Origin of the sequence: Pseudomonas fluorescens, assembly GCF_002837185.1 — a bacterium.
GTDB classification, from domain to species: Bacteria; Pseudomonadota; Gammaproteobacteria; order Pseudomonadales; family Pseudomonadaceae; genus Aquipseudomonas; species Aquipseudomonas fluorescens_AM.
In genome coordinates this window covers 233,100-251,102 of the sequence record NZ_KZ477985.1, presented here as the reverse complement: position 1 = coordinate 251,102, position 18,003 = coordinate 233,100, and the positions used below count along the sequence as shown (strand labels likewise).

15 protein-coding genes and 1 riboswitch are annotated in these 18,003 nt (G+C 61.8%); of the genes, 9 read left to right on the top strand and 6 right to left on the bottom strand.

The window, feature by feature from the left end:
• The first annotated feature begins 75 nt into the window (after nt 1-75).
• On the top strand, nt 76-669 hold the full coding sequence (locus CIB54_RS01270) for a phosphoheptose isomerase (RefSeq protein WP_003216190.1): 594 nt from the start codon (nt 76-78) through the stop codon (nt 667-669).
• Nucleotides 666-1,247: a BON domain-containing protein gene (locus CIB54_RS01265; RefSeq protein ID WP_057724611.1), complete on the top strand. Its 582-nt coding sequence runs from the start codon at nt 666-668 to the stop codon at nt 1,245-1,247. The genes CIB54_RS01270 and CIB54_RS01265 overlap by 4 nt, the downstream gene beginning before the upstream one ends.
• 68 nt (nt 1,248-1,315) lie before the next feature.
• Here the strand turns inward: CIB54_RS01265 and CIB54_RS01260 are convergent, their stop codons facing one another.
• Nucleotides 1,316-2,089, bottom strand: a complete 774-nt coding sequence (locus CIB54_RS01260) for a YiaD family glycine zipper/OmpA-like lipoprotein (RefSeq protein ID WP_065951647.1) — start codon at nt 2,087-2,089, stop codon at nt 1,316-1,318.
• A 354-nt stretch (nt 2,090-2,443) separates the two neighbouring features.
• Here CIB54_RS01260 and CIB54_RS01255 point away from each other — a divergent pair, with 354 nt between their 5' ends.
• The 4 genes from CIB54_RS01255 to CIB54_RS01240 are packed head-to-tail and all read left to right on the top strand — an operon-like array spanning nt 2,444 to nt 5,880.
• Entirely contained in the window at nt 2,444-3,034 is a 591-nt protein-coding gene (locus tag CIB54_RS01255; protein ID WP_065951646.1) for a paraquat-inducible protein A, read from the top strand.
• Nucleotides 3,031-3,675: a paraquat-inducible protein A gene (locus tag CIB54_RS01250; RefSeq protein ID WP_101218248.1), complete on the top strand. Its 645-nt coding sequence runs from the start codon at nt 3,031-3,033 to the stop codon at nt 3,673-3,675. The genes CIB54_RS01255 and CIB54_RS01250 overlap by 4 nt, the downstream gene beginning before the upstream one ends.
• Nucleotides 3,656-5,305 carry a PqiB family protein gene (locus CIB54_RS01245; protein WP_065951644.1) on the top strand — a complete coding sequence of 550 codons (1,650 nt, stop codon included), beginning with the start codon at nt 3,656-3,658 and terminating at the stop codon, nt 5,303-5,305. Before CIB54_RS01250 ends, CIB54_RS01245 begins: the two co-directional genes overlap by 20 nt.
• The gene (locus CIB54_RS01240) at nt 5,302-5,880 is read left to right on the top strand and encodes a PqiC family protein (RefSeq protein WP_232790512.1); all 579 of its coding nucleotides are present in this window, start codon (nt 5,302-5,304) and stop codon (nt 5,878-5,880) included. Before CIB54_RS01245 ends, CIB54_RS01240 begins: the two co-directional genes overlap by 4 nt.
• Before the next feature lie 9 nt (nt 5,881-5,889).
• On the opposite strand, the gene CIB54_RS01235 is transcribed toward CIB54_RS01240, so the two are convergent.
• The 5 genes from CIB54_RS01235 to CIB54_RS01215 form a co-directional block, all read right to left on the bottom strand.
• On the bottom strand, nt 5,890-8,619 hold the full coding sequence (locus tag CIB54_RS01235) for a winged helix-turn-helix domain-containing protein (RefSeq protein ID WP_101218246.1): 2,730 nt from the start codon (nt 8,617-8,619) through the stop codon (nt 5,890-5,892).
• Nucleotides 8,620-8,870: 251 nt separating this feature from the next.
• Nucleotides 8,871-10,235 carry a DUF1329 domain-containing protein gene (locus CIB54_RS01230; RefSeq protein WP_065951641.1) on the bottom strand — a complete coding sequence of 455 codons (1,365 nt, stop codon included), beginning with the start codon at nt 10,233-10,235 and terminating at the stop codon, nt 8,871-8,873.
• Between the two features lie 42 nt (nt 10,236-10,277).
• A complete protein-coding gene (locus CIB54_RS01225; RefSeq protein WP_101218245.1) occupies nt 10,278-12,137 on the bottom strand; it encodes a DUF1302 domain-containing protein in 1,860 nt (619 codons plus the stop codon).
• A gap of 334 nt (nt 12,138-12,471) precedes the next feature.
• The gene (locus tag CIB54_RS01220; RefSeq protein ID WP_101218244.1) at nt 12,472-14,154 is read right to left on the bottom strand and encodes a fatty acid--CoA ligase; all 1,683 of its coding nucleotides are present in this window, start codon (nt 14,152-14,154) and stop codon (nt 12,472-12,474) included.
• A gap of 266 nt (nt 14,155-14,420) precedes the next feature.
• A complete protein-coding gene (locus CIB54_RS01215) occupies nt 14,421-15,053 on the bottom strand; it encodes a LysE family translocator (protein WP_101218243.1) in 633 nt (210 codons plus the stop codon).
• An 84-nt stretch (nt 15,054-15,137) separates the two neighbouring features.
• On the opposite strand from CIB54_RS01215, the gene CIB54_RS01210 reads away from it, so the two are divergent.
• From CIB54_RS01210 to CIB54_RS01200, 3 genes are all read left to right on the top strand, one after another.
• Nucleotides 15,138-16,106, top strand: a complete 969-nt coding sequence (locus CIB54_RS01210) for a 2-hydroxyacid dehydrogenase (protein WP_101218242.1) — start codon at nt 15,138-15,140, stop codon at nt 16,104-16,106.
• Nucleotides 16,107-16,133: 27 nt separating this feature from the next.
• Complete coding sequence (locus tag CIB54_RS01205) at nt 16,134-17,132, top strand: class I SAM-dependent methyltransferase (RefSeq protein ID WP_101218241.1); 999 nt, start codon at nt 16,134-16,136, stop codon at nt 17,130-17,132.
• Between the two features lie 51 nt (nt 17,133-17,183).
• Nucleotides 17,184-17,303: riboswitch (yybP-ykoY riboswitch) on the top strand.
• Nucleotides 17,304-17,392: 89 nt separating this feature from the next.
• On the top strand, nt 17,393-17,977 hold the full coding sequence (locus CIB54_RS01200) for a TMEM165/GDT1 family protein (RefSeq protein WP_016974259.1): 585 nt from the start codon (nt 17,393-17,395) through the stop codon (nt 17,975-17,977).
• Nucleotides 17,978-18,003: the final 26 nt, after the last annotated feature.

Sequence of the window (18,003 nt, the reverse complement as noted above, 5' to 3'; positions counted from 1 at the left end):
CCACACACTTTTGCTCTTTGCTTTGCGGGCTGCACATTTCCGTGCCAAACAGCCGCGCTAATTAAGGTCACACAGATGGACATGCAATCCCGAATTCGCCAGCTTTTCCAGGCCAGCATCGACACCAAGCAACAGGCGATGGACGTACTTGCACCGCACATCGAGCAAGCCAGTCAGGTCATGGTCAATGCTTTGCTCAACGAAGGCAAAATGCTTTCGTGCGGTAACGGCGGCTCGGCCGGTGACGCCCAGCATTTTTCCTCCGAGTTGCTCAACCGCTTCGAGCGCGAGCGCCCGAGCCTGCCGGCGATCGCCCTGACCACCGACACGTCGACGATCACGTCGATCGCCAACGACTACAGCTACAACGAAATCTTCTCCAAACAGATCCGCGCCCTCGGCCAGCCGGGCGATGTGCTGCTGGCGATTTCCACCAGTGGCAACTCGGCGAACATCATTCAAGCGATCCAGGCCGCACATGATCGCGAAATGATTGTCGTAGCCTTGACCGGGCGCGACGGCGGCGGCATGGCCTCATTGCTGCTGCCTGAGGACGTGGAGATTCGCGTCCCGGCCAATGTCACTGCACGCATTCAAGAAGTCCACCTGCTGGCGATCCACTGCCTGTGCGATCTGATCGACAGCCAACTGTTCGGGAGTGAAGAATGACCGTTAACCGCCTCAGCCTTTTGGCCATCACGCTGTGCCTCGCCATCAGCGGTTGCAGCACGGCAATCACCGCAACACGGGACACGCCCATCCAGGACGACCGGGGCACACGCACCTTCGGCAGCACCATCGATGACTCGCTGATCGAAACCAAGGTCAAGGTCAACGTCGCCAAAGCGGCTACGGACCTGGGCAACGGCGCATCGCGCATCGTCGTGACCAGCTTCAACGGCGTCGTGTTGCTGGCCGGTCAGACTCCGCGCGAAGACCTCAAGGCCCAGGCTGAACAGGCTGCCTCGGCGGTGCAGCGGGTCAAGAAGGTGCACAACGAACTGCAGGTCATGGACCCTATCACCCTGCTGGCAATCAGCAACGATGCGTTGCTGACCACCAAGATCAAGGCGCAGATGCTTACCGACAGTGCCGTGCCGGGCTCGCGCATCAAGATCGTCACCGACAACGGCATCGTCTACATGATGGGCCTGTTGACCCAGGCTGAAGCCACTCGCGCGGCCAACCTGGTACAGGGCGTATCCGGTGTGCAGAAAATCGTGAAGGTGTTCGAATACATCGACTGATGTAACCGCCAGCCACAAAAAAGGGCGCCGAGCAGTCAATGCACGGCGCCCTTTTTTGTAGCAGTAGTTTACTGGTATTGCGAGTACGGGTTGCCCTGGAACTGGTTGTTCTGTTGTGGCGCCTGTTGCTGGGCGCCCGGCTGACCGTACTGCTGGCCAGGGATCGGGCCAAGGTTCACTTCTACGCGACGGTTCTGGGCACGGCCATTGACGTCAGCGTTACTGGCAATCGGATTATCCGGGCCGGCACCGCGTGCGCTCAGGTTGGCGGCGCTGACACCCTGGGAGGTCAGGTAATTGGCCACGCTCTGCGCACGGCGCTGGGACAGGTCCATGTTCAACTGGCGGCTGCCGGTGCTGTCGGTGTAGCCAACGATCTGGATGGTGTTCTGGTTGAACTGCTTGAGGGAGTTGGCCAGGTTGTTCAGCGGCTGATAGAAGCTGCTGGAGATGGCGTCGGAGTTGGTGGCAAAGGTGATATTGCCGGGCATGATCAACTTGATCTGGTCACCCTGGCGCTGTACTTCAACCCCGGTGTTGGCCATGCTTTCGCGCAGTTTTTTCTCTTGCTGGTCGGCGTAGTAGCCATAGCCGGCAGCGCCGGCACCCGCAACCACTGCGCCAATCAGCGCACCCTTGCCACGGTGGTTATGGTCGATGGCCGCACCGGCCAGTGCTCCGGCCAGCGCGCCGAGGCCGCCGTACTTGGCGGTCTTGCTCATGCCGCTCTCGGAACCATTGCCGGCCTGTCCCTGGCTGCCATCATAAGGATTAGGTGAAGCGCAGCCGGACAACAAGGCTACAGCGGTAGCAACAACAAGCAGACGACGCGGAGTGAACATGAAGGAAGCTCCTACTTATGCATTCTGTGATGCAGAGGACGTGGGCAACGGACCTGTGCCGGGTTTGGAACACGACAGGCGGTAAAAATTCCGTGAGCGAGGCGCAAACCGGAGTCAGCCAGGCTATGGACCATTCACGTGTGGGAGCGGCGTGCTCCCGACCGCGGTGGATCAATCGATTCAACTATAGCTGACACACCGTTATCGGGAGCAAGCCCCCTCCCACAGAGGCAGCGTCCGCCCGCCGCATCAGGCACGCACAAAGGATGATCGAGCCGGCGGACTGCTAAGCTACCCGAACTGAATCCCACGGCAATGACCACACCGCAGTCAGTCGTATCTGGAGCAATATGTATGGCGAATCAACAGGTCATCTGTGAACACTGCGACTGCGTGTACCAGAAAGTCACGCTCGCCAGGCATCAAAAAGCCCTGTGCATACGCTGCGACGGGGTACTGCAGCGCTATAACGGCTTGTCGGTGCAGCAGCGCCTCGCGTTGACGGTCACCGCTGCGGTGCTGTGGGCGTTCGCCAATTTCTATCCGGTGATGAGCATCAGCCTGCAGGGCTTGAAGAACAGCGCGACGCTATGGGATTCAGTGGTTGCGCTGAGTCTGGGGCCGATCACGTTTATCGCACTGGTGGCGGCGATTTCCATCATTATCGCGCCGGTGTTCCAGTTGCTGCTGCTGATCTGGGTATTGAGTTTCGCCCTCACCGGCAGGCGCTCGCCGGCCTTCAAACTGTGCATGCGCTGGCTGGAAGCACTCAGGCCCTGGAGCATGCTGGAAGTCTGCCTGCTGGGCGCGATGGTGGCTGTGTTCAAGCTGGCCGGCATGCTCGATGTGATACCCGGCATCGGCCTGTTCGCGCTGGCCGTCCTCAGCCTTTTGCTGATCCGCATCGCCGGGCGCGATGTGCGCGACCTGTGGGACACCCTATGAATTCCCCCCCCACCGCCCGCCAGCTCAACCTGTGCCTGTGCCATACCTGCGGCCAACCTTGCGACATGCGCTTGGAGCCCACCGAGTGTGACCGCTGCGGCGCCCCCTTGCACCGACGCAAGGTCCAGTCCCTGACCCGCACCTGGGCCTACCTGCTCACCGCGCTCGCCTTTTATGTGCCGGCGAACGTATTGCCGGTGATGAAAACCACCATGCTCGGCTCCGGGGCGGACAGCACCATCATGAGCGGCGTGCTGGAATTCTGGCAGCATGGCGCCTGGGACATTGCCCTGATCATTTTCATCGCCAGCATTGCCGTGCCGGGCATCAAGTTCGTGTCGCTGGGGTTGCTGCTGATCACCGTGCAGCGTAAAAGCCGGTGGGCGCGCAAGGAGCGCTCGAAGCTGTTTCGGTTCATCGAGCTGATCGGCTACTGGTCGATGCTGGATGTGATCGTGGTCGCGCTGGTAGCCGCGCTGGTGAAGTTTCAGGCCCTGGGCAACATCGAGCCGCGCCTGGGCATTCTGTTTTTTGGTCTGGTGGTCGTGTTTACGATGTTGGCCGCCATGAGTTTCGATCCCCGGCTGATCTGGGAACATCCACACAACGAGGAGACCTCGGATGAGCTCATCCAAGGCTGACAACACGGCGGGGCAACCCGCGATCAAGACACGTCGCTTCAGCGTTTCGCTGGTATGGATAGTGCCGATTGTCGCCGTACTGGTGGGTCTCTCGCTGGTGGTCCACAGCATGCTTCAGGAAGGGCCGGCCATCACCCTCAACTTCAAGACCGGCAGTGGGCTGATCGCCAACAAGACCGAGGTGAAATACCGCAACGTGGTCATCGGCCAAGTGACCGGTGTCGCCTTGAGCGATGACCAGAAAAGCGTCAACGCCACTGTCGAATTGACCAAGCAGGCCGAAAGCTTCACCCGTGAAGACTCCAAGTTCTGGGTGGTGCGGCCGCGCATCGGCGCCGGCGGCGTGTCCGGCATTGATACCTTGCTGTCCGGCGACTATATCGGTGCCGATATTGGCCAGTCCGATACCCGTGCCAAACAGTTCAAGGGCCTGGAAAACCCGCCGCCCATCACCTACGGCGAGCCTGGCAAACGCTTCACCCTGCATACCCAGGGCCTGGGGTCGCTGGATATCGGCTCGCCGGTGTATTACCGCAAGATTCCGGTCGGCCAGGTCGTTGCCTACGCATTGGACAGCGAGGGCAAGGGCGTGAATATCGAAGTGTTCGTGCATGCACCCAATGACGCGTACGTCACCGAAAACACACGCTTCTGGAATGCCAGCGGTGTCGACCTCAGCGTCGGTGCCAATGGCTTCGAGATGAAGACCGAATCGGTGTCGTCGATGTTGATGGGCGGGATCTCCTTTTTGGCGCCGCCCTACAGCCCCAACGACAAACCGGCCGAAGAGAACCGCAACTTCGAACTGTTCGAAGACCAGCAAAGCGCCCTCGCCCCACCCAATGGCCGGGGGCAATACATGGTGCTGCGCTTTGATCAGGCCCTGCGTGGACTGAAGGTCGGCGCGCCGGTGGAGTTCCTCGGGGTCGAGTTCGGCAAGGTGGTCTCGATCAATCTGGATTTCGACGCCCGCAAACGCAGTTTCCCGGTCAATGTCGGCATCGTGATCTACCCGCAACTGCTCGGCCAGGCGCACACCAAGTTGCTCAAGGCGATGAACAACAACCCTGACGATGAGGCCGCCGGCGTGCGCCTGATCGGCAGTTTCATCGAAAACGGCCTGCGCGCCCAGGCCCGCAGCGGCAACCTGCTGACCGGCCAGCTGTACATTGCCCTGGACTTCTACCCCAAGGCCGAGAAAGTCGCGTTTGACCCGAACCAGCGCCCGGTCGGCATCCCCACCATTCCCGGCAACCTGGAACAGTTGCAGGAGAAATTCGAAGGCATCGTCAACAAGCTCAGCCAACTGCCTGTCGAGCGCATTGCCGGCAACCTCGACGCCAGCCTGGTCGAGCTGCGCAAGGGCCTGGCCCAATTCAACGCCAAGACCCTGCCCGGCGTGCAGACCACCCTGGGCGACGTGAGCAAGACCCTGCAATCGGCCAGTTCCACCCTGGCCGAAGACTCGCCGCAGCGCGAGCAACTGACCCAGACCCTGGATGAACTGGCGCGCATGTCGCGCTCCTTGCGCGAGCTTTCGGATTACCTGGGCCGACATCCGGAATCGCTGATTCGCGGTCGCGCCGATAACGCCGCGCCCCTCGACCTGCAAGGGCCACCCCGCAAATGACTATTGGAGCCGCCATGACGTTGCCGTTGAAAATCACCTGGGTGACCGCCCTCTTGCTGCTCGCGGCGTGCCGCAGCGAGCCGATTGCATTCCACACCCTGACCCCGGCGCACGGGAGTAACGCCACGCGCGCGGATGCCGGTGGAATACGCATTGAAAGCATCAGTGTGCCGCCTCAGGTCGACCGTGCGCAGATCGTGATCCGCGAGGGCGACAGCGGCCTGGCGATTCTGGAAACCCAGTGGTGGGCGGCGAGCCTCGCCGATGAGCTGAGGAGTGCGCTGGTGGACCAGTTGGCCAGCAGCGATGCCCGACAAGCCGTGTCGTTGCGTGTCGAGGTGCAGCGCTTTGACTCGGTGCCTGGGCACTACGCGCTGCTCGACGTGCGTTGGCGCCTCAGGCCGGTCGGCGGTGGTGATCGCCCTGGGCTGACCTGCCGCTCGACCTTACAGTCACCCGCCGGCCCGAGCATCGATGACGTGGTAGTGGCGCACCAGAACAACCTCAAGCGCTTCGCCGCGCTGATCAACAGCGCCGCAGGCTCGTCCCTGACGCAGTGCCCGCGCGCGCAATGAGCGGTTCAATCAGCCCAGCAGCCCCATCGACTTGGCCCGCGCCACCGCCTGAGTACGGCGCTCCACGCCGAGTTTGCTGTTGATATGGCTGGCGTGGGTTTTCACGGTGTGCAGGGAAATGAACAACTGGTTGCTGATCTCCTGGTTTGAACAGCCCTGGGCGATCAGTTGCAGTACCGCCAGTTCCCGTGTGCTCAGGGTCTCATGATGAGGCGCGCTCTCGACACAGGTGACGGCCGGTAGCAGCGTCAGCAAGGCCTGATTCAGCGGAACGTGCGGATGCTTGCCCAACTGCTCGCGCATCCACTGCGGGTATTGCTCCAGCAACCGCTGGAACGGTTGCAGTGCGCCCCCCGCGCCGGCTTCAAGGGCGCGGGCCAGCACCGGCCCGGCCTTGGCTTCCTGACCACACGCCAGCAGCACCTGCGCCTGCTGGGCCAGGGCGATCAGGGCAATCATCTGGCGCCCGCTATCGAGCGCCTGTTGCGCCAGGTCCTCAAGCCGTTGCAGCGCCTTGTCGGGCTGATGGCGAATGACATCCAGCGCGGCCTGTTGCAGCTCCACATGTTGCGGCAAGTGCGGGTGAAACTCCGGTGCGGCGGCAGCCTGCTCACCGGTGTAGGTCTGTCCCAGCCGGGCCAGCCAGGCCTCGGCCAGGTCGGTACGGCCCTGGGCCAGCCACAGCTCGCATTTGATCAGGGTGATCATCGCCAGGTAGTAGATCGGCGGCACGTCCCAGATATGCATCAAGCGTTCAGCCTCGGCCAGCTCGGCAAAGGCAGTGGAAAAATCGCCACGCCGGCCTTCGAAGCTGGCGATCACACAATGCCCGATCAGCACGCTGATATCCCGGCAGGCGCGCGCCTCAGTCAGGCCGGCCCGCAACCGCGCAAGGCCGGCTTCGGACTGGTAACGCAACAGCAACAGGTAGCCTTCATAGAGCGACAATCGCGCACGCACGGCATACAGCCGCTGAGCCGCCAGCCCGTGCAGGCGCTGCAGGCCCTGGCGCACTTCGTCCAGGGCACGCAGGACCTCACCCCGCGCCTGCAGCACCCGGGCCCGGTCGTAATGGGCCAGGGCTTCGAACAGCGGATTACCGACACGCTGCGCCAACTCCAGGGACTCGCGATTCAGGCCACGGGCGCGCCACAGATCGGCATCGACAATCGCCAGGTTAGACAAGGTCGACAGGCACATCAGGCGCTGGCCATAACGCTTATGCGGCAGGCTTTCCAGGGCCTCGCTGCAATAGCGCTGGGTCAATTCGCGGTCCCCTCGCCCACGGGCGATGATCCCGCTCAGTGCCAGCCATTGGGCCAGCATGGATTTCTGCGCGGTGGCCGACGGCGCCGGCAGGAAGCGACTGAGGTAGCTGGATAATTCCTGCGCCGCGTCCAACTGGCACGCCAGCCCCAGCGCCCAGCTGTAGAGCACGATCAAGCGCGGTGTGCTGATCAACAGGCTGTCGGGCAAGTCCATTTTCCAGCGCAGCAACATGCCGACATTCTGTTCCGCCAGCAGCTGCTCCTCTGACAGGTTCTGCACCAGGTTCGCTGCCACATCCAGGTGACCGGCCCGCAGCGCCTGCTCCACCGCCTCATCGATCAAGCCCTGGGCGTTGAACCAGCGACAGGCGCGCAGGTGCAGACTGGCCAGGGGTAACGTGGCGCTCTTCTCGCGGCGCGCGCGCAGCAGGTCGGAAAACAAATGGTGATAACGGTACCAGCGACCGTGTTCATCCAACGGCACCAGAAATACCTGATGGGCCTGCAGGTAGCGCAGGATTTCCGGGCTGTCGTGGGCCTCACGGACCGCGTCGCACAGCTCGCTGCAAAAGCGCTCCTGGGGCGCGGTGTCGTACAGAAACGCCTGGACGTGTGCAGGCAGGCAGTCGATCACTTCTTCCAGCAAATAATCGCGAATCAGTCCTTCGCCGCCGTTCAGGCCTTGGGGCAAGGCACCGTCGCTGCCGGCTTCGGAGGCTGCCAGCAACCAGAAGCGCAGGCCGGCGACCCACCCCTCACTGCGACGTATCAGGTTCTCCAGGGCCTCACCGCGCAGCGAACTGCTGTGCCGGTGCAGCACGGCCAGGGATTCGTCATGGGTCAGGCGCAGGTCGTGCTCATGCAATTCCAGCAGGTGCCGCGACAGGCGCAGGCGTGCCAGATGCCAGTCCGGACGCTGGCGGCTGGTGACCAGCATCACCAGGCCATCGGGCAAATGATTGAGGAAAAACTGCAGGCAACGGTCCAGCACCGGGCCCTGGGCCAAGTGGTAGTCATCGAGTACGAGCAACAGTGGTGCCTGGACGGATAAGTGCACCGTCAGCTCATCGAGCAGGCCATCGAGCCATTCTTCAAAGGCGAAGGGTTGGTGACGCTGACGCATTTTCAGCAGGCCCAGGGACTGGGCACCGAGGTGCGGGAAATACTCGCGCAAGCCTTCGAGCAGGCGCTCGAGAAAACGGCCAGGATCGTTGTCCCGTGGGCTCAGGCCCAGCCACAGGTTTTGCCAGTGGGCCGGCAGGCTCTGACAGAACTCGACCGCCAGGGAACTCTTGCCGAATCCCGCCGGCGCGCTGACCAGCAACAGTCGCCCTTCCAGGCCGGCGCCCAGGCGCTCGCACAGGCGTGGGCGCAGCACGTAGCCGTCAGGCAGCGGCGGCCTGTAGAAACGGCCTTCCAGGCTCGGAATCACCGCGCCGGCAGGCCCCTGGATTCGGGACAGATCATTCATCGCCGGGCTCTTGTAGAAGGCTGTTGTCGGCACTGCAGATGTGCGCAGACTAGCGGTAAAAGCGGCGCGATTGTAGATCTTTGCAACAATTGTCTGAAAAAGAACTGCGACAAAAAATATCCCTACAGACACCCCAAACTAAATGTGGGAGGGGGCTTGCTCCCGATGGCGGTGGATCAGTCAATACATGCATCGACTGTCGCGCCGCCATCGGGGGCAAGCCGCCTCCCACATGGGGGTATCAGCGCAGGTTAGCGAACGCCGTCCTGGCGCAGCGCTGCCGGGGTGAAGTCGCTGGTGGTGGCGGTGAAGCCGAAGTCATACGCCTGCTTCTCTTCGTTCTTCATGCCCAGGGCCAGGTAGCGGCCGGATTGCAGATCGTAGAGGGTTTCCAGGGCGTACCACGGTACTTGCTTGTCGTAGTAGTTCTCGGCATGGGCTTCGGCAACGCGCCACAGTTGGCCACGGCCGTCGTAATGGTCGATCACCGCTGCTTGCCAGGTGTCCTCGTCAATGTAGAAGTCACGTTTGGCATAGATGTGGCGCTGACCTTCCTTCAAGGTGGCGACCACATGCCAGACGCGGCGCAGCTCGTAGCGCGTCAGGTCCTGGTTGACGTGGCCGGCCTTGATGATGTCGGCGTATTTCAACTTCGGATCGTCGATCTTGTAGCTGTTGGAGGCGATGTAGATTTCCTTCTTGCCTTCCAGTTTCCAGTCGTAGCGGTCCGGCGCGCCGTTGTACATGTCGAGGTTGTCGGAGGTGCGCAGGCCATCGGCGGCCGTACCCGGCCCGTCATAGGAAACCTGCGGCGCCCGACGCACGCGGCGCTGCCCGGCGTTGTAGACCCACGCCGAACGCGGTTCCTTGACCTGGTCCAGGGTCTCGTGAACCAGCAGCACACCACCGGCCAGACGCGCCGGAGCGGTGACTTGCTGCTTGAAGTAGAACAGCACGTTGCCAGGGTTTTTCGGGTCGAAGTCCTTCATTTTGTCGCGGAACACGAACTGATCGCGAAAGTACACCAGGCTGTAGGAACCGTTGGTTTGCGGGGTGGCCTGGGTCACCAGACGGGTGACGCTGCCGCCGCGATAACGGGTGATGTGGTTCCAGATCACCTCGACGCCGCTTTTCGGAATCGGGAACGGCACCGCCGTCTCGAAGTTTTCCAGGCCGTTGCCGCCGGACACCAGGTTGGTCGTGGTGGCGTTCTTCTTGATGGACGCGAACACGTCAGCCGGCACCGTGGCGCCGCGATGGGTAGCGTACACCGGCATCTTGAAGCTGTCCGGGTAACGCTTGAACATCGCGTACTGCCCGGGGGCCAGTTTGTCTTTGTATTGCTCGACGTTCTGCGCGGTGATAGTGAACTGCGGTTGTTCGCTGGCATAAGGGTTGGCCAGGAAACCCTTGGCATCCACCGCCCCTGCGTTAACCGGCATCGGTGACCATTTGGGAATGGTGCCGGCCGCGTTCCCGGCCATTTCGGCGCCCATCGGGGTCAGGGTGGTGCCCAGCTTGGCGGCTTCATCCGCCGACACTGCCGCCATGACGTTGCTCGCCAGGATCGACAGCCCAAGCACACCCACGTGCAACAGACTTTTAGTTATTTTCATGTTCTGGACTTCCTGAATACATACCACTTGAAAAGAGCGTGCTTAGAAGTTGGCGCCAAAGCTCAACGCGACAAAGTCGCGGTCATCCACGGTGCTGAACTTGCCACCAAAGAAGTTGGTGTAGGCCAGGCTCGCGGTGTAGGTGTTCTGGTATTCGGCATCCAGGCCCAGGCTGACCGCCTTGCGCCCTTCTTCGAAGTTGCCGCCAGGGCCTGGCGAGTAACCTTTGACGTCATGGGACCAGGCTACGTTGGGCTTGAGATTGACCCCGGCGAACACGTCCGGGTATTCCCAGATGGCACGGGCGCGGTAGCCCCAGGACGTTGCAGTGGTGTAGCCGTCGTTATTGCAGTTGGTGTTCAGGCCGGCTGCGTTGGGCAGGCCGGCACCGGTTGCGGTCGAGTTGTTGAGGGCGTTGCAGAACCCGCCTGGCAAGGTGCCGGGACCAAATACCGGGTCGCGGCCATAGCGGGCCTGGGATTTGCTTTCGAGGCCGCCCACATGGGTCACGCCGATTTCACCGACGGTGGTCAGGCGGCTGGCGCCCATCACCTGGTCGAAGAAGTGCGTGAAAGTGGTCTGGAACTGGGTCACTTCCTTGCGGTTGTAACCATGCAGGTCCTGGCCCGGCGAGCCCTTGAGCACGGACGCATTGCCAAAGCCCGGGATCGGCGTCACCCCGGCGAACAGAATGTCGGTGGTGCTCAACTGCACCGGCGCATTCGGCCGGTAGCTCAACTCACCGCTCCAGGCGGTGCCGGTGGGCAAGGTGGTGGAGAAGCTCAGGCCGTAGAGGCGGATATCTTCGGGGTACTCGACGAAGTAGTTCGAACTGCCCGCCACGATCAGCGGACGCAATGCCCCCAGCGGCCCCAACGGACGGGTGTAGGCCGCCGATGGCGCGCCCTGTGCGCTGAAGATCGGCGCACGGCTGTGGTAGTTCATGAAGTAAGCGCCGAATTCGGTGTCCAGCGGCTCGAAGTTATAGTGCATGGCCACGCCAAACTGGCCGCTGTCGCGGGCATCACGGTCCGGGCCACGGCGCACGAGTACGCCTTCACTGTTGACGTCCACACCCAGCGCGCCCAGGGTCGGCAGCGCCGCGGCAGGGATGGTCGAGCGCTTGTTCAGTACTCGCAGGTTGTTGCTGCAGCCGTCGGAAATCACGTCCGGCTGCGAGAAGAAGGTGCCGCAGTTGTCGGTGACGGTCTGGTCCCATTCCAACTGGTAAAACGCCTCGGCCGACAGGTTGTCGGTGAGGGTCTGGGACACGTAGAACATGTTGACCGGAATCAGGCCTTCCTTGATCTCGGCCCCCGGACGACGAAACGCCGAGACGTCGATCGGGTTGATGGAGTTGATACCGCCGCCAATGAAGGTACTTTCGCCCCAGCTCACCACCTGCTTGCCGAAACGCACGGAACCCGGCGCATCGGCGATCGAGTAGTTGTGGTAGACGAACGCATCGAGGATCTGCCCGCCGGAGGACTTGGCGCCTTCCTTGCGGTTGTTGTCGCTGATGTCCTTGAACGGACGGCTTTCGTCCTTGAGTTCAAAGTCGTACCAGTACTTGCCACGCACAAACACACCGGTGTCGCCGTACTTCAGTTCCAGGTCGTGGATGCCCTTGAAGATCTTCGAAAAGGTTTCTCCGCGCTTGAAGTTCAGGTGCCCGTCGTCGGAGGTCTGGGACAGGCCCCTGCCGCCGTTGTTGGCACCGATCAGGTCACGATTGGCCTTGGACGTGCGCCAACTGGCGCCTACCGACAGGGATGAGTCGAAACTCCCTTCGATTTCACCAATGTTGAAACTGACGCCGAATGCGGGCCCGGCGAGCGTAGAAGCGAGACTGACGGCCAGAGGCAGACGTGCCCGGCGCCAGAACTGGTTTACTGAGGTCATCGACGCTACTCCATGTGCATTTTATTGTTATGGCAGTGAGCTCTTTCGGAGGATGCATGTAACGGCCGGGATACAACGATTCCAATGCCGAGCGACAACCGGGCCACCCTCACCCGAAGCGCAACATCCACGAAAAACTCTGGAAGGGACTATAGCCAGCAGGGGGTAGTGCTTGATCCCTCTAAAGTGTGATTTGCATCACCAACCCGTCTGCCCCAACCCTTTCGCCACGCCGACGAAGGTCGACGCGGCAAGGATGGCTGAAATTTGGCAAATCACAAGTAAAGGCCTGAGATAGAGCATTGCCGCCCGCGAACGGGCACGGCACGCGGCGTCAGAGGGTCGATAGGAAGGTGCTGTTGTTGGCCTGCCACTCGATGATGTCGATACGGATACGTTTTTTGTCGAGCTTGCCGACGCTGGTCTTGGGAATTTCCGTAACAACCGCAATCTGGCTCGGAATCGCCCACTTGCTCAAATGGCCCAGCTCAACGAAGGGCTTGAGGTGTTCCTTGAGCTCGCGAGCCCCTATCACATGGCCATCACGCAACACCAAGAGGGCAAACGGGCGCTCACCCCACTGCGGGTCGGCAATCCCCACCACCGCTACTTCGCGTACCGCCGGGTGGCGGCTGACCAGGTCTTCCAGGGCCAGGGAGGAGATCCACTCGCCTCCGGTCTTGATCACATCCTTGATGCGGTCACGGATATCGATCACGCCGAACGCGTCCAGGGTGGCGACATCACCGGTGTGCATCCAGCCACCGGCCCACAGCTCGGCGCCCTTTTGCGGCTCGTTGTAATAACCCTCGGTAAGCCAGGGCGCGCGCAGTACCAGCTCACCCTGGGATTCGCCGTCGGCAGGCAAGAAGTTGCCGTCGGTGTCCATGATCGCCGCTTCCACCAGCGGCCCGGGCACCCCGGCCTTGATGCGATAGGTGGTGCGTTCGTCTTCGCTGCCGGCCATCAGTTCGGCGTTGAGGTGGGCACAGGACACCAGCGGCCCGGTCTCGGACATACCGTACGCGGCCGTCAACTGGATGCCACGAGCCTTGGCGGCTTCGTACAGCGAACGGTTGAGCGCGCTGCCGCCGATGACGATTTTCCAACCGCCGAAATCCATGTCCTGGGCGGCCTTGGCATTGAGCACCATTTGCAGGATGGTCGGCACACAGTGGGAAAAGGTGACCTTTTCCTTGCGCCATAGCTCCACCAGGTATTCGGGGTCGTAGCGGCCGGGGTAGACCTGCTTCAAACCGAGCATGGTCGCCACGTAGGGCAGGCCCCAGGCGTGCACGTGAAACATCGGTGTGATGGGCATGTACACGTCGTTGGTGCCCAGCAAACGCACGCTGTCAACGCTGCCCATGATGGTCGCCACACCGATGGTGTGCAGCACCAACTGGCGGTGGGTGAAATACACGCCCTTGGGATTGCCGGTGGTGCCGGTGGTGTAGAAGGTGGTGGCGACGGAATTTTCGTCGAAATCCTCGAAGTGGTACGTCGGGCTTGCCGCCGCCAGCAGGGTTTCGTACTCGCCCACCAGGTTGGGCAGGTCGGCCGTCTTGCTGTCGCCGTCGGTGATCAGCAAGGTCTTGGCAACGCTGGTGAGCTGCCCGGCGATCGCCTGGTAAAGCCCCACGAACTCGCTGTTGACCAGCACAAAGCGGTCGTCGGCGTGGTTCATGGTGTAGAGGATCTGTTCCGGCGACAGGCGCACGTTGATGGTATGGATCACCGCGCCGATCATCGGGATGGCGAACATGCACTCCAGGTAACGATGGCTGTCCCAGTCCATCACCGCCACCGTGTCACCGGCCTTGACCCCGGCTTCGGTCAGTACATTGGCCAGGCGCGCGACGCGCTCGATCAAGGTCGGATAGGTGTAGCGCAGCTTGTCGCGGTAGATGATTTCGCGGGTCTTCTCGTAGCGCGTCCCGGACATCAACAGGCGTTTGATCAACAGCGGGTATTGGTAAGCGCCTTCGGCGGGTGGGATAACACGGGTCTGCAACATACGAATCCCTTTTATGACTGCGCGGTCTTGGCGTGAAGACCTGCACTGTAGAGACGTTATGTTTCAACCAAATCAGCCAAAGGAATGATTTGCAGCATCCAGCAAATGCTAGCTTTTAGCCATGATCCTGGGCTCATGAAGATCCAATGTGGGAGGGGGCTTGCCCCCGATGGCGTTATTTCAGCCAAGTATGTATTAGCTGATCCAACGCTATCGCGGGCAAGCCCCCTCCCACATTTTTTACCGTGCCCGCTCAAGGGCAGCGATTACTTCATGCTCGTGAACGCCAACTTCACCCCAATTGCAATCAGCACCGCCCCCATGGTGCGATCAAACCAATGCCCCATCTTCGCAAACCCGGCGCGCACGCGCTGCTGGCTGAACAGCATGGCCACCAGGCAAAACCACAGCGCCGTCGCTACCGCCAGGTACACGCCATAACCGGCCTGCACCGCCAGCGGTGTGTGCGGGTTGATCACCACCGTGAACAACGACAGGAAAAACAGCGTGGCCTTGGGATTCAAGCCGTTGGTCACGAAACCTGCGGTAAACGCGCCCCGCGGGGTGCGCTCGCCCGCCTCGCGATGCAGCTCGCCTTCCACCGGCGGCTTGGCCGGCTGCGCGCGCAGCGCCTTGAAGCCGATATACAGCAGGTACGCCGCTGCCGCCCATTTCAGTGCATTGAACAGCACGATGGATTGGGACACGATCAAACCAATGCCCAGCAACGAGTAACCGACGTGGAGGAAAATCGCCGAACCGACGCCCAGCGCAGTCCACGTGCCGGCGCGACGGCCATGGGTCACGCTTTCACGCACCACCACGGCGAAGTCCGGCCCTGGGCTGGCCACCGCCAACAAGTGAATCAAGGCCACGGTCAAAAACTCGGCGACGTACATGCTCACTCCAATAAGTAACGGATTATTTCATCTGATAGGCTCAACAGATTACGCCTTCGAACCCCGCCGCAAAAGGTACAGTTGATGATGAACAAGCGCCGCGCCGTCTTCCTCGATCACCCCTCCCTGGACCTCGGCGACCTCGACCTCAGCGGGTTGCGTGACTGCTTCAGCGAGCTGCAGCTGTTCGAGCAGACCACGCCGCAGAATCTGCTCGAACGCTTGCAGGGTGCCCAAGTCGCCATCAGTAACAAAGTCCCGCTCAGCGCCGAGATCCTGGCGGCCTGCCCCGAGCTCAAGCTGATCCTGGTGTCGGCCACCGGCACCAACAACATTGATCTGCAGACCGCCCGCGCCCGGGGCATCACCGTGAGCAACTGCCAGGGCTACGGCACACCCTCGGTGGCGCAGCACACGATCATGCTGCTGCTGAATCTGGCCACGCGCTTGAAGGACTATCAGCGCGATGTGGCCGCGGGCAAGTGGCAGCAAGCCCGGCAGTTCTGCCTGCTGGACTATCCGATTGTCGAGCTTGAGGGTAAGACTTTAGGCCTGCTCGGCCATGGCGAACTGGGCAGCGCCGTGGCACGTCTGGCTGAAGCCTTCGGCATGCGCGTGGTGCTGGGCGCGATTCCCGGGCGCCCTGCCCGCGCCGACCGCGTGCCGTTGGATGAACTGCTCGGGCAGGTCGATGCGCTGACCTTGCACTGCCCGCTCAACGAGCACACCCGTGACTTTATTGGCGCACGCGAACTGGCTCTGCTCAAGCCCGGCGCTTTTGTGGTCAACACCGCACGCGGCGGCTTGATCAACGAACAGGCCCTGGCGGATGCATTGCGCAACGGCCACCTGGGCGGCGCGGCCACCGATGTATTGAGCGTGGAGCCACCGGTCGATGGCAACCCACTGCTGGCCGGTGATATTCCTCGGCTGATCGTCACTCCACACAACGCCTGGGGCAGTCGCGAAGCGCGCCAGCGCATCGTCGGCCAGTTGACGGAAAACGCCCGAGGCTTTTTCAGCGGCGCCCCGCTGCGCGTCGTGAGTTGTTAAACTGCGCCCCTTTTCAAGGAGCAGACCATGGATCCGCGCAGTGAAGTACTGCTTCGCCAGGCCGAACTTTTTCAAGGCAACCTGCTGCTGGTTGGTTTGCCTGCCGACGATTTGCTCGGCCGCCTGCCCAATGCCCACGGCTGGAGCTGGCATGCCGGCGATCAGGCGGCGCTGGAGGCGCGTTTTCCCGAGCGCAGCCAGTTCGGCGTGACTGTGCCCGAGCGCGCATTTGATGCAGCGGTGATTTTCCTGCCCAAGTCCAAAGACCTCACAGACTACCTGCTCAACGCCGTGGCCGCGCGCCTGCCCGGCGCCGAGCTGTTCCTGGTGGGCGAGAAAAAGGCCGGCATCGAAAGCGCCGCCAAGCAGATGATCCCCTTCGGCAAACCGCGCAAGCTGGATAACGCGCGGCACTGCCAGCTCTGGCAGGTCACCGTGGGCAACGCGCCGCAGGCGCCCGACCTGGATAGCCTGGCGCAGACCTTCGAGGTACCGCTGGTCGACGGGCCGCTCAAGGTGGTGAGCCTGCCGGGCGTGTTCAGCCATGGTCGCCTGGACCGTGGCACCGAACTGTTGCTGGAACACCTGGACAAGCTGCCCAGCGGGCATTTGCTCGACTTTGGTTGCGGCGCCGGCGTATTGGGAGCTGCGGTAAAACGTCGCTACCCGCACAACACCGTGACCCTGCTTGATGTGGACGCATTCGCCGCCGCCAGCAGTCGCCTGACCCTGGCAGCCAATGGCCTGCAAGCGCACGTGTTGACCGGTGACGGCATCGACGCCGCGCCAATGGGCTTGAACGCGATTTTAAGCAACCCGCCGTTCCATGTCGGGGTGCACACGGATTACTTCGCTACGGAAAATCTGCTGCGAAAAGCAGGCAAACATCTGGCAAAAGGCGGCGAACTGCGTCTGGTTGCCAATAGCTTCCTGAAATACCAGCCGCTGATCGAAGAGCACCTGGGCATCTGCGCGATCAAGGCCGAGGGCAATGGTTTTCGCATCTACCGGGCCAAGCGTCCCTGACGGGCTTTTGAAAAAGAAGGCTTGCCGAATGGATTTTGCCTAGGCAAAATCCGCTCCGTCCTAGGGGAGTAGTCTCCCATGAGCGCCACGCTCATCCGGCATACGTCAACATACTTGGTCAGCAGACCATGGCGTATGCGACCCAGGAGTCCGCACAGACGGACCGGGGTTTGACAAGACCTATGACACGCACACCTTACCCGGGGCGGGAAGGCTGTACGTGTCATAGCCGTGTCGACCCGCCCCTGGAAACCTACCTGATGCTGGATTCACTGCTCGTACCTACCGCAATCGTTGCCTTGGCCGAAATCGGCGACAAGACGCAACTGCTCGCGCTTATTCTCGCTGCTCGTTTTCGCAAGCCCTGGCCCATCATCGCCGGCATCGTCGCCGCGACCCTGGCCAACCATGCGGCTGCCGGTGCGGTGGGGGCCTGGTTCGGGAGTTTCTTCTCCGACGCGGTGCTGCACTGGATTCTCGCGGCGAGCTTCTGCGCCACGGCGCTGTGGACACTGGTGCCGGACAAACTCGACGATGACGAAGCCAGCACCACGCGCAAGTTCGGGCCGTTCCTGACCACGCTGATTGCGTTCTTCCTCGCGGAAATCGGTGACAAGACCCAGATCGCCACAGTGATGCTGGCGGCCCAGTATCCGGAGTTGTGGCTGGTGATTATCGGTACCACCTTAGGCATGTTGATTGCCAACGTGCCGGTGGTGCTGGCGGGGAATTTCGCGGCAGAGAAGCTGCCGCTGACCCTGATTCGGCGACTGGCGGCTACGGCGTTTTTTGTACTGGCGGTGGTGGCGGTGTACAAGGCCATGCAGAGCAGCGGCTGGATTTAGCTAAAAGCTGCAAGCTGCAAGTTAAA

Excerpts from the sequence above, each read along its gene's own strand:
- CIB54_RS01205 (WP_101218241.1), top strand. The coding sequence starts at position 16,134 with ATGGATCCGCGCAGTGAAGTACTGCTTCGCCAGGCCGAACTTTTTCAA.
- CIB54_RS01255 (WP_065951646.1), top strand. The coding sequence starts at position 2,444 with ATGGCGAATCAACAGGTCATCTGTGAACACTGCGACTGCGTGTACCAG.
- CIB54_RS01235 (WP_101218246.1), bottom strand. The coding sequence starts at position 8,619 with ATGAATGATCTGTCCCGAATCCAGGGGCCTGCCGGCGCGGTGATTCCG.
- CIB54_RS01250 (WP_101218248.1), top strand. The coding sequence starts at position 3,031 with ATGAATTCCCCCCCCACCGCCCGCCAGCTCAACCTGTGCCTGTGCCAT.
- CIB54_RS01220 (WP_101218244.1), bottom strand. The coding sequence starts at position 14,154 with ATGTTGCAGACCCGTGTTATCCCACCCGCCGAAGGCGCTTACCAATAC.
- CIB54_RS01210 (WP_101218242.1), top strand. The coding sequence starts at position 15,138 with ATGATGAACAAGCGCCGCGCCGTCTTCCTCGATCACCCCTCCCTGGAC.
- CIB54_RS01225 (WP_101218245.1), bottom strand. The coding sequence starts at position 12,137 with ATGACCTCAGTAAACCAGTTCTGGCGCCGGGCACGTCTGCCTCTGGCC.
- CIB54_RS01245 (WP_065951644.1), top strand. The coding sequence starts at position 3,656 with ATGAGCTCATCCAAGGCTGACAACACGGCGGGGCAACCCGCGATCAAG.
- CIB54_RS01215 (WP_101218243.1), bottom strand. The coding sequence starts at position 15,053 with ATGTACGTCGCCGAGTTTTTGACCGTGGCCTTGATTCACTTGTTGGCG.
- CIB54_RS01200 (WP_016974259.1), top strand. The coding sequence starts at position 17,393 with ATGCTGGATTCACTGCTCGTACCTACCGCAATCGTTGCCTTGGCCGAA.
- CIB54_RS01230 (WP_065951641.1), bottom strand. The coding sequence starts at position 10,235 with ATGAAAATAACTAAAAGTCTGTTGCACGTGGGTGTGCTTGGGCTGTCG.
- CIB54_RS01270 (WP_003216190.1), top strand. The coding sequence starts at position 76 with ATGGACATGCAATCCCGAATTCGCCAGCTTTTCCAGGCCAGCATCGAC.
- CIB54_RS01240 (WP_232790512.1), top strand. The coding sequence starts at position 5,302 with ATGACTATTGGAGCCGCCATGACGTTGCCGTTGAAAATCACCTGGGTG.
- CIB54_RS01260 (WP_065951647.1), bottom strand. The coding sequence starts at position 2,089 with ATGTTCACTCCGCGTCGTCTGCTTGTTGTTGCTACCGCTGTAGCCTTG.
- CIB54_RS01265 (WP_057724611.1), top strand. The coding sequence starts at position 666 with ATGACCGTTAACCGCCTCAGCCTTTTGGCCATCACGCTGTGCCTCGCC.